The 10184-nt window shown below is 60.6% G+C and carries 9 protein-coding genes (1 of these 9 only partly in view); 5 read left to right on the forward strand and 4 right to left on the reverse strand.

From position 1 onward, the window contains the following. Positions 1 to 19: 19 nt before the first annotated feature. Complete coding sequence (locus HX815_RS23915) at positions 20 to 1540, reverse strand: aldehyde dehydrogenase family protein (protein WP_177028983.1); 1521 nt, start codon at positions 1538 to 1540, stop codon at positions 20 to 22. 286 nt (positions 1541 to 1826) lie between these two features. Here HX815_RS23915 and HX815_RS23920 point away from each other — a divergent pair, with 286 nt between their 5' ends. The 5 genes from HX815_RS23920 to HX815_RS23940 all read left to right on the forward strand — a co-directional run bounded on the left by HX815_RS23920 (position 1827) and on the right by HX815_RS23940 (position 7431). Next, positions 1827 to 3737, forward strand: a complete 1911-nt coding sequence (locus HX815_RS23920; protein WP_008436524.1) for a sigma-54-dependent Fis family transcriptional regulator — start codon at positions 1827 to 1829, stop codon at positions 3735 to 3737. Between the two features lie 233 nt (positions 3738 to 3970). Next, on the forward strand, positions 3971 to 4960 hold the full coding sequence (locus HX815_RS23925; RefSeq protein ID WP_256351180.1) for a hypothetical protein: 990 nt from the start codon (positions 3971 to 3973) through the stop codon (positions 4958 to 4960). Positions 4961 to 5178: 218 nt separating this feature from the next. Further along, entirely contained in the window at positions 5179 to 6528 is a 1350-nt protein-coding gene (mpl, locus tag HX815_RS23930; RefSeq protein ID WP_003219401.1) for a UDP-N-acetylmuramate:L-alanyl-gamma-D-glutamyl-meso-diaminopimelate ligase, read from the forward strand. Beyond that, positions 6525 to 7154 (forward strand): flavin prenyltransferase UbiX, encoded by a 630-nt coding sequence (ubiX, locus tag HX815_RS23935; RefSeq protein WP_003219402.1) that lies wholly within the window; start codon positions 6525 to 6527, stop codon positions 7152 to 7154. Before mpl ends, ubiX begins: the two co-directional genes overlap by 4 nt. Further along, complete coding sequence (locus HX815_RS23940) at positions 7147 to 7431, forward strand: YceK/YidQ family lipoprotein (protein ID WP_023659172.1); 285 nt, start codon at positions 7147 to 7149, stop codon at positions 7429 to 7431. The genes ubiX and HX815_RS23940 overlap by 8 nt, the downstream gene beginning before the upstream one ends. Before the next feature lie 148 nt (positions 7432 to 7579). Here the strand turns inward: HX815_RS23940 and HX815_RS23945 are convergent, their stop codons facing one another. From HX815_RS23945 to HX815_RS23955, 3 genes are all read right to left on the reverse strand, one after another. Continuing rightward, complete coding sequence (locus HX815_RS23945; RefSeq protein WP_003215421.1) at positions 7580 to 8221, reverse strand: oxidoreductase; 642 nt, start codon at positions 8219 to 8221, stop codon at positions 7580 to 7582. A 28-nt stretch (positions 8222 to 8249) separates the two neighbouring features. Beyond that, the gene (locus HX815_RS23950; protein WP_008436527.1) at positions 8250 to 9968 is read right to left on the reverse strand and encodes a C13 family peptidase; all 1719 of its coding nucleotides are present in this window, start codon (positions 9966 to 9968) and stop codon (positions 8250 to 8252) included. Between the two features lie 103 nt (positions 9969 to 10071). Beyond that, on the reverse strand, positions 10072 to 10184 hold the final stretch of the coding sequence (locus HX815_RS23955; RefSeq protein ID WP_177028984.1) for a MaoC family dehydratase. Its footprint extends 325 nt past the window's final position; only the last 113 of its 438 coding nucleotides appear in the window; its start codon lies beyond the right edge, outside the window; the stop codon is at positions 10072 to 10074.

Raw genomic sequence — 10184 nt, forward strand, 5'->3', positions numbered from 1 at the left:
TGTGGGAGCGGGTTGTCAGTTAGAAGAAGCCCAGCGGATTGATGTCGTAGCTCACCAGCAGGTTTTTGGTCTGCTGATAGTGATCAAGCATCATCTTGTGAGTCTCACGGCCCACACCGGACTTCTTGTAACCACCGAACGCGGCATGCGCCGGGTACAGGTGATAGCAGTTGGTCCATACACGCCCGGCCTTGATCGCCCGGCCCATGCGGTACGCGCGGTTGATGTCGCGGGTCCACAGGCCGGCACCCAGGCCGAACTCGGTGTCGTTGGCAATCGCCAGGGCTTCGGCTTCATCCTTGAACGTGGTGATGCTCACCACCGGGCCAAAGATTTCTTCCTGGAACACCCGCATCTTGTTGGTGCCCTTGAGCAGGGTCGGCTGGATGTAATAGCCGGTGGCCAGATCGCCGGTCAGCTTCTCGACCTTGCCGCCAGTCAGCAGCTCGGCGCCTTCGCCTTTGGCGATTTCGAGGTAGGACAAAATCTTGTCGAACTGCTGCTCGGACGCCTGGGCGCCGACCATGGTGTCGGTGTCCAGCGGGTCGCCACGTTTGATCGACTCGACCTTCTTCATTACCACTTTCATGAAGTCGTCGTAGATCGACTCTTCCACCAGCGCGCGGGAAGGGCAGGTGCACACTTCGCCTTGGTTGAAGAACGCCAGCACCAAACCTTCGGCGGCCTTCTCGATGAATTGCGGTTCGGCTTTCATGATGTCGGCGAAGAAGATGTTCGGCGACTTGCCGCCCAGCTCAACGGTGGACGGAATGATGTTCTCGGCGGCCGCGTGCATGATGTGCGAGCCCACTGGCGTGGAGCCGGTGAAGGCGATCTTGGCGATGCGCTTGCTGGTGGCCAGGGCTTCGCCGGCTTCTTTGCCGTAGCCGTGCACCACGTTCAGCACGCCCGGCGGCAGCAGGTCGCCGATCAGTTCCATCAGCACGTTGATGCCCAGCGGGGTTTGCTCGGCAGGCTTGAGCACCACGCAGTTACCGGCGGCCAGGGCTGGCGCGAGTTTCCAGGCGGCCATCAGCAGCGGGAAGTTCCACGGGATGATCTGGCCGACCACGCCCAGCGGTTCGTGGAAGTGGTAAGCGGCGGTGTGTTCGTTGATCTCGGCGCTGCTGCCTTCCTGGGCGCGGATGCAGCCGGCGAAGTAGCGGAAGTGATCCGCGGCCAGCGGGATGTCGGCGTTCAGGGTTTCGCGCACGGCCTTGCCGTTGTCCCAGGTTTCGGTGATGGCCAGCAGTTCGAGGTTCTGTTCGATGCGGTCGGCGATTTTCAGCAGTACCAGCGAGCGGTCCTGGGCCGAGGTCTTGCCCCAGGCGTCAGCGGCGGTGTGGGCGGCGTCCAGGGCCTTGTCGATATCCTTGGCAGTGGAGCGCGGGAATTCGGCGATGGGCTTGCCGTTGACCGGCGAGGTGTTGGTGAAATAGTTGCCATCGACCGGCGCGACAAACTCACCGCCGATGTAGTTGCCGTACTTGGCCTTGAACGAAACGATCGCGCCTTCAGTACCGGGGTGTGCGTAACGCATGGTGGGTATCTCCTGGCTTTTTGTGTTTATTGGAGGACGCACGGTTGTGCTTGTTAAAGCGTAGAGCAAAGGTCGGGCCAGTGCCTCGTAGAGCCTGTAAATCAAGGGTTTAGAGGTTGTTGCAAACCGTTGCTGTGGCAAGCTTGGTACAGCCTGGGTGACAGTTTGTGCCATAAGCGGTACAGCCTGTGACCGGTGGGTCTGCCCGGGATTGCATTGGTCGGGAGGCTGGAGGATGCTGGGCACTCGCGCGCGGTGTACTTCACGCAGGGAGAATAATAAGAACATGCAAAACGATCATTTCAGTCGCCATGCCCAACAAGTCCTGACGGTCACCCGTGGGCAGGACCCGCTGCATGGCCCCGGCAGCGATCCGTCCATCGCCCGCTCCTGGCTGCGTTGTCTTGAGGACTATCACCTCGACCCCGCATTGACCATCGCGCCCACGGTGCTCGAACATGGCCGCCTGCTGGAAAGCCGCGAACGCCTGCAACAAGTGCTGAGCATCGCCGGCAATGAAATGAACAGCCTGCATCAACAGCTCTCCGGCGCCGGCCATGCGGTGCTGCTGACCGACGCCCGCGGGGTGATCCTCAACTGCGTCACCGCCCCCAGCGAGCGCAAGATCTTCGAGGGTGCCGGGCTGTGGCTGGGTGCCGATTGGAGCGAGGCCTGCGAAGGCACCAACGGCATCGGCACCTGCCTGGTGGAGCGCCAGTCCCTGACGATTCATCGCGATGAACATTTTCGTGGCCGACATACCGGCCTGACCTGCTCGGCCAGCCCGGTGTTCGACCCTCATGGCGAACTGCTGGCGGTGCTGGATGTGTCCTCGGCCCGGGAGGCGGTGTCGCGCCAGAGCCAGTTCCACACCATGGCGCTGGTCAATCTTTCGGCGAAGATGATCGAGAGCTGTTACTTCCTGCGCCATTTTGAGCACCACTGGTTGCTGCGCTTTCATTTGCAGGCCGAGTCTGTGGGCCTGTTCAGCGAAGGGCTGCTGGCGTTCGATGGTGAAGGGCGCATTTGTGCGGTTAACCAGAGTGCGTTGAACCTGCTCGGGCAAATCCGTGGCGGGTTGTTGGGGCAGCCGGTCGAGGCGTTTTTCGATTGTTCGCTCGATGAGTTGCTCGGGCGTGCCAGCGCGAACGCCAGCGCCAGTTGGCCCCTGCGTACCCGCGATGGCCGTGGCTTGTTCGCGGTGTTGCGCGGCCAGCCACGCAGCGTACCGGTGCCGGTGGCCCACGCCTTGCCGGAGCGGCCGCGATTGCCGGGCATTTGCCTTGGAGACGCGGCGCTGCAAAACGATTTCCGCAGAGCCTTGCGGGTGTTCGAGCGTGATGTGCCTTTGCTGATCCAGGGGGAAACCGGGTCTGGCAAAGAGGCGTTTGCCAAGGCCGTGCACCATGCAAGCCTGCGCGCAGATAAAGCCTTTGTGGCCCTCAACTGCGCAGCCATCCCGGAAAGCCTCATCGAAAGCGAGCTGTTCGGTTATCGCGGCGGCAGTTTTACCGGCGCCCGCAAGGAAGGCATGCGCGGCAAGCTGCAGCAGGCAGATGGTGGCACGTTGTTTCTGGATGAAATCGGCGATATGCCGCTGGCTTTGCAAACCCGGCTATTAAGGGTGCTTGAAGACCGCTTGGTAGTGCCCATCGGCGGTGAACCGCAAGCGGTGGACGTCAGAATTATCAGCGCTACCCACCGTAATCTGCTTGATCGGGTGCAGGATGGTAGTTTTCGTGAAGACCTGTATTACCGGCTCAATGGCCTGGAAGTGGCCTTGCCGCCGTTGCGCGAGCGCAGTGACAAGTTGCAACTGCTGGACTTCCTGTTGGCCGAAGAAGCGGGAGATCAGGCGGTGCAGCTTGACGGCGAGGCCCGCCAGGCCCTGTTGGCGTTCGCGTGGCCGGGCAACGTGCGGCAGTTGCGCACGGTGTTGCGCACCCTTGCCGCACTGTGTGAGGACGGGCGGGTGAGGCTTGATGACCTGCCTGCACAGATTCGTGCCGTGCAAACCCTGCCGGTGGCGATGAGTGAACCGGCAAACTCATTGCTGGATGCTGCCGAGCGCCAGGCATTGCTGGCAACATTGGTGCAGCAACGCTGGCATATGACGCACGTGGCGACCGTGCTTGGAGTCAGTAGAAATACGCTTTATAGAAAGTTACGTAAGTATGGTATAGCGCGTCAGGTTTAATGATGACGTTACCTGTTCTGGCTGTGAGTGATCAATCTGTGTTGTGGGCGACTGTGCGTTAAATAATTGGCGTCGCACCGTATTAATGTTTTGTCATGTATTTTTGTGTGTGGGTGACTGTCTTCTGGAACGTTCATTATCTGTTTAGTTACTAAGTTGGCGGTTGTCGATTGTCTCGATAACTCGCTAATAGCGCTTATGCGTAAATAGTAACAACAAGTGAGATAATAATCATGAATAGTATTAGAATTCGGCCCAACACGGTCAATCTACCTCCAGTGAATACACCACCGGCCCCGCGCAATGGCGGTGTAACGCCTCCGATAGTACGTCCCGGTGGCCAGGGCAGCTCCCCTCCAATAGCTCCCCAACCTAAACCCCGGTTAGGGAAAAATCCGGCCACAGACACCTCCACAACGCTACCCAAGCCCGAGAAACCCAATAATTTTCAAACGCTGACACAACAAAAATTGATGAACCAAGGGCCTGCCAACCGGCCGTTCAAGCCTCAGGCCAGCGCAGATCCTAAAGATATGGCACAGGTGACTCAAAACCTGATGGTTGCTGATCGCCTGGTCAAGGCTAAGGTGTTCGACACCTCGCCCCAGGCGGCGACGGTAGCCCGCGACGCCTTTGTCAGTGCGGGTGTAAGCGGATTGGTCAGTGCTCCCCTGAGTATTGGTACCTACGCAGGCTCGGTTTGGTCTGGCGAGACAATCAAGGCGCAGTTTACAAACAATACGCCACTGCTCCCTCCGGCTCACCAGCCGGCTCCAAGCACGCAGGTGCCTGCCGCGAAAACCGACGGGACAACATCGGTCGTCGCCACGCAGGACACCGACACGGGTGCCACGACCGCGCGCTTGGGCCTGGCCGAGTTGCGCATGGAAGTCATTGCCAACAATATTATGGCAATGCGTCAAGGAACGAATGCTCCGGCACTTAAAATGAGCGACTCCTCGTCGTCGCGTACGCCAAGCGAGCGCCTGGAAACGCTTGAGGCCTTGTATAAAACTGCGGAGGAACAGCTTAAAAAACTGGCGGACGAAAGCGACATGGTATTCCGGCCTTACATTGCCACTCCCGCAGACGGCACCGATGACAAAGGCCGTCTGGATGTTATTGATAAAAAATTCGACGCATTAAACAAGTTCATAGGGAAGTTGTTGCACATGAAAACGCTGGAATTACCGGCGGAGTCTGCCGAAACAAAAGTCGTGTGACATAACCCCGCGTAAACTTTCGAGTCATGGATGATGCTCAGTCAAACTGGCGATGGGTCCGATGCCATGCATGCATCCTGTGGCACCGGACTTATCGAATATTCCCCTACGCTCTGACAAACAATGGCGGCTACCCCCCAAGGCCTGCGTGCTACAGCTAAAGAGTGCGATTTTCCCTTCCCTGCGCTAACCTGCCTCGATGTTTTACGAGGTCGACTATGCACATTCATATTCTCGGTATTTGCGGCACGTTCATGGGCTCGATGGCGGTGCTCGCCAAAGAGCTGGGCCATCATGTTACTGGCTCCGATGCCAACGTTTACCCACCCATGAGCACGCAACTGCAGGCCCAGGGCATTGAGCTGACCCAAGGTTATGACCCGGCGCAATTCGACCCGGTCCCGGACCTTGTCGTGATCGGCAATGCCATGGTGCGCGGTAACCCGGCAGTCGAATATGTACTGAATAAAGGTTTGCCGTACGTGTCTGGCCCGCAATGGCTGGCCGACCATGTGTTGCAAGGCCGTTGGGTACTCGCCGTTGCCGGTACCCATGGCAAGACCACCACCAGCAGCATGCTGGCCTGGGTGCTGGAGCATGCGGGCATGAGCCCGGGCTTCCTGATTGGTGGCGTGCCGCAGAATTTCTCGGTGTCGGCGCGCCTCGGCGACACCCCGTTTTTTGTTATCGAAGCCGATGAGTACGATAGCGCGTTCTTCGACAAACGCTCCAAGTTCGTTCACTACCGCCCGCGTACGGCGATCCTGAACAACCTGGAGTTCGATCACGCGGACATCTTCCCTGATCTGGCGGCCATCGAGCGGCAGTTCCACCACTTGGTGCGCACCATTCCCAGCGAAGGCCTGGTGATTCACCCCACCACCGAACCTGCCCTGCAGCGAGTTATCGAGATGGGCTGCTGGACCCCGGTACAAACCACCGGTGCTGGCGGCCAATGGCAGGTCAAACTGCTGAGCGAAGATGGCTCCAAATTTGAAGTACTGTTCGAAGGCGTCGCCCAAGGCATCGTCGATTGGGACATGACCGGCCAGCACAACGTCGCCAATGCCTTGGTCACCCTGGCGGCTGCGCGGCATGTCGGCGTGGTGCCGTCCATGGGCATTGCGGCCTTGAGCGCGTTCAAAAGTGTCAAGCGCCGGATGGAAAAGGTCGCCGAAGTGAATGGGATTACCATCTATGACGACTTTGCCCACCACCCGACGGCCATCGCCACTACCCTGGATGGCTTGCGCAAGCGTGTGGGCGATGCCCAGGTGATCGCGATTATCGAGCCGCGCTCCAACTCCATGAAGCTGGGCGCCCACCGTGATGGTTTGCCGGAAAGCGTCAACGATGCCGACCAGGTTGTGTGGTACGCGCCGGCCAACCTCGGTTGGGACCTGCCTGCCATCGCCGCGTTGTGCACGGTGCCGTCGATTTGCCGCGACTCACTGGAAGGCATCATCGAGCACGTGAAACACCAGGCCAGGCCCGGCACTCACGTGGTGATCATGAGCAACGGCGGCTTTGGCGGCCTGCATGGCAAACTCGCCGAGGCCCTGAAGTGAGCGGCCCGGAACGCGTCACCCTGGCGATGACCGGCGCGTCCGGCGCGCCCTATGGCTTGCGCCTGCTGGACTGCCTGGTGCGCGAAGACCGCGAGGTGCACTTCCTGATCTCCAAGGCCGCGCAACTGGTGCTGGCCACCGAGACCGATGTGGCGTTGCCGCCCAAAGTGCAGATGATGCAGGCCTTCCTCACCGAGTACACCGGTGCGGCGGCGGGGCAGATCAAGGTCTATGGCAAGGAAGACTGGATGTCACCGGTGGCGTCGGGCTCCGGTGCGCCGGCCGCGATGGTGGTGGTGCCGTGTTCCACCGGGACCCTGTCGGCGATTGCCACGGGCGCCTGCAACAACCTGATCGAGCGCGCGGCGGACGTGACCTTGAAGGAGCGTCGCCAGTTGATTCTGGTGCCACGCGAAGCGCCGTATTCGAGCATCCATCTGGAGCACATGCTCAAGCTGTCGAACATGGGCGTGACTATCTTGCCGGCGTCGCCGGGCTTCTATCACCAGCCGCAGACCATCGATGACCTGGTGGACTTTGTGGTGGCGCGGATTCTCAACCTGCTGAACATTCCCCAGGACATGCTGCCGCGCTGGGGCGAGCACCATTTGAGCAGTGATGAATAAACTATTGATGGTGCTGCTGGCGCTGCAACTGACCGGGTGTGCGACTGCGCGAACCCTGGACGCCGCCCAGCCCGGCGCGCCGGTGGTGTATGCCGGCACGCGGCTGGACATGTATGCGATTCAGGGCGGGTGCTGCGCGATGGACCGTTTTGGGGCCGAGGCGCCGAGCTATCCCCATGTCGACCTGCCGGCCAGTGCCTTGCTCGACACGCTGCTGTTGCCGCTGTCGGTGCTGACGGTGCTGGGGGTTGGGTTTAACGCGACGGGCGGGCTTTAGTACTTATCCCAGTATTAACAGAAATCCAATGTGGGAGCGGGCTTGCTCGCGAATGCGGTGGATCAGTCACTGTATCATTGACTGATCCACCGCATTCGCGAGCAAGCCCGCTCCCACATTTGGATGGTGTCCTGCCTGGAATTACGTGTTATTTGCCGAGCTTGCGCAGCTCGTCCGACTCTATAACCCGCACCCCATCCTGCTCTTCCAGCGCCAGTCGCCACATCGCCCGCGCCAGTTCGCACACTTCAATGCCGTGGTACTTGCCCGGAATCAGCCGCGACAATGGCCCGGCCAATTGCTCGGCCAGCCGCGGTTCCAATCGCTCACCCAACAACAGCGAAGGTCGGACGATGGTCAACTGCGGCCAATCCTGGGCTTTCAACGCCTGTTCCATCTCGCCCTTGACGCGGTTGTAGAAGATCGAGGATTTCGGGTCGGCGCCGATTGCGCTGATCACGATCAGGTGCCGCGCCCCCATTTCCCGAGCGCGCTTGGCAAAGGCCACGACCATGTCCAGGTCGACGGCGCGGAACGCTTCTTCGGAGCCGGCCTGCTTGATGGTGGTGCCCAGGCAGCAGAAGGCGATGTCCACCTGGCCGCTCAGTTGCGGCAGGAATACTGCCGGGTCGCCCACCGGGTTTTCCAGGTGTGGATGCTCGGCCAGAGGCTTGCGGCTGGGTGCCAGCACGCGGGTCACGGTCGGCTCGTTGAGCAGGCGGTCCAGCAGGTGCTCCCCGGTCAAGCCGGAGGCTCCGGCGAGCAAGATATGCTGAGGCGTCAGGTACATGATGTTTCCCCCTTTATACAGATTCAGCTTAGTTGCTCTTGGCTTCCTTGCTATTCATTGAGACGCTTTCGAGCGCCTTTCGTGCCTGCTGTTTGCGTAATAATTGCCAATGGGCGATTACGCCTTTGGGGGCCCAGATCTGCGGTTCGGAGGCTTCGAAGTTGTCCGCCTGTTCGCGTTCGGCCACGTGGGTCTGTGCCAGCTTGAAGGCTTGCTGCAAGTCGTCGGTCTGGTTGAAGGCCTGGGCGAAGAGGGCGTCGCCGAAGTAGGTGAAGTCGGCCTCTTCGGAGCAGCCGAACGACACACGATCGGCGCGCGAGGCGGTCATGATCAGGGTGTGTTCGTCCTTCAGGGCCGGGATGAACCCGCCGGAGTAGCAGGCCGAAATCACGATGATCTTGTCGCGGTTCTTCAGCGGTGCCAGCACGGCGGCCAGCTCATCGGCCGGCAGGTCGGCCAGCTCCATGCGCGGCTGGTCGAGCACCAGTTCGTGCTCGTGAGTGCCGTGGCTGGTCAGGTAGATAAACACCAGGTCTTGCGGGCCACTGCGTTCGGCCAGGGTTTGGACTGCGCGGCGCAGGCTTTCGCGAGTGGCCATCGGGCGGTCGGCAATATGGTCGCGATGGTTCACCAGGCGGATCTGGCCGTAGGCGCCGAAGCGCGTGGCGAGCATGTTGCTGACGTAGTCGGCTTCGCGCAGGAACACGCTTTGTTTGCCGTCGCCGGCCACCACCAGGGTGTACAGCTCCACCCCCGATTTGGACGCGGGCACGGCGGCGAGGGCGGCATCCAGCAAGTGGCCCTGGGCAAACAGGCCGATTTCCAGCGGGTCAGGCAACAATTTGCCCTCGGCGTCGCGCACGCGCATGCCGTTGACCCAGGTGCCGGCCTGCACGGTGCCGTCGGTGAGCACCAAAGTGCCACGACCTTGATAGCTGTCGCTGTCGAAGCCGCCAATATAGAAGCTGCCGTCGGTGAGGTTCAGGCGGCCTGTGCCTGTGAAGCGCCAGTCGACGAACTGGCCGACGTAGTGGCTGCCATCGACGCCGATCAGTTCGCCCTTGCCGCTGAGGGCGCCTTCCTTGAATTCGCCGATCCATACGTCGCCGTCGGCGTTTTCGTAGCGGCCCTTGCCGTTGAGCTGGTTTTGTTTGAAATGGCCGATGTACATGTCGCCGTCGGCGCTGTTGAAGGTGCCGTTGCCCTCCAGCTGGCCATCGACGAAGCGGCCGCTGAACTGGTTGCCGCTGTCGTCGTTGCGCTGGCCTTCGCCGTTGGGCTTGCCGTGGGCGAACTGGCCCTGGTACTGGCTGCCGTCAGCCAACTCGAGGCGGCCGAGGCCGGAATACTGGTCGTCCTTGAATTCGCCGCGATAGGTCATCTGCCCCTCTTTGAGGGTGCCTTCGCCGTTGCGCTTACCTTGTTTGAAACCGCCGACGTAGCTGTTGCCCGACGTGGTCAGGCTGCCCTGGCCGTCGAACAGGCCCTGCTGGAACTGGCCTTTATAGACCTCGCCGTTGCTGCCATGCCATTCGCCCTGGCCGTGCCACTGGCCTTTATCGAACTGGCCCGCGTACCAGCTGCCATTGGGGTAATCCACCCGGCCCTGGCCTTGCAGCAAGCCATTGACCACATCGCCACGGTAACGACCGCCATCGGGCAGCCGCGCATCGGGCGGCAACAGCGATTCGCCGTCGCCGCACGCGGTGAGCAACAGGACAAGAGCAAGGGGAGCGAGTGGGCGCATAGCGGGATCCGGATAATTGAGCGCCGAGTATGCCGCAGCTGCGAGATCTATACATAAATTTACATGAATTGTGGTGAGCGGACGGGCTCACCACAGCCAGGTTTCAGACGAAGCAGAGTGACAACGATTCTGCAATGTAGGCCGGTTTTTCCTGGCCATCGATTTCCAGGGTGCAGGTGGCTTTAAGCAACCATTGCCCAGGTTTTTTCTCGGTGG

Source organism: Pseudomonas sp. E6002 (assembly GCF_013385565.1).
GTDB lineage: Bacteria > Pseudomonadota > Gammaproteobacteria > Pseudomonadales > Pseudomonadaceae > Aquipseudomonas.